The organism is Psychrobacter sp. TB55-MNA-CIBAN-0194 (genome assembly GCF_040309505.1).
GTDB lineage: Bacteria > Pseudomonadota > Gammaproteobacteria > Pseudomonadales > Moraxellaceae > Psychrobacter > Psychrobacter fozii.
The window spans coordinates 1-236 of sequence record NZ_JBEOOW010000781.1 but is presented as its reverse complement, the minus strand read 5'-3'; the positions used below and the strand labels follow the sequence as shown (position 1 = coordinate 236).

At 43.6% G+C, this 236-nt stretch carries 1 protein-coding gene; it reads left to right on the top strand.

Annotation, left to right across the window (positions count from 1 at the left end; genetic code table 11):
* A partial coding sequence (locus AAEY75_RS17080) for a putative quorum-sensing-regulated virulence factor (RefSeq protein WP_352260376.1) occupies positions 1-195 on the top strand: 195 nt, incomplete at its 5' end.
* Positions 196-236 lie beyond the last annotated feature (41 nt).

The window sequence follows — 236 nt, the reverse complement described above, 5'->3', positions numbered from 1 at the left end:
GCCCATGCTATCGCTAACAAGGCCAATCCAGTGAGCAAAATGCCCTTTGGTAAGCATAAAGGTAAGCTGATTAAAGACGTGCCCATCAACTATGTTAAATGGATGCTCGGTAACATCCATAACATGCAGCCGTCGCTTTATTCAGCATTGACGAAACGTATTAAGGCAGCAGACGTAGGAAATGCACAAGAGTAAAGCGCGTTATCAGCCGTTCTATTTTTATTCATGCTTGAAGC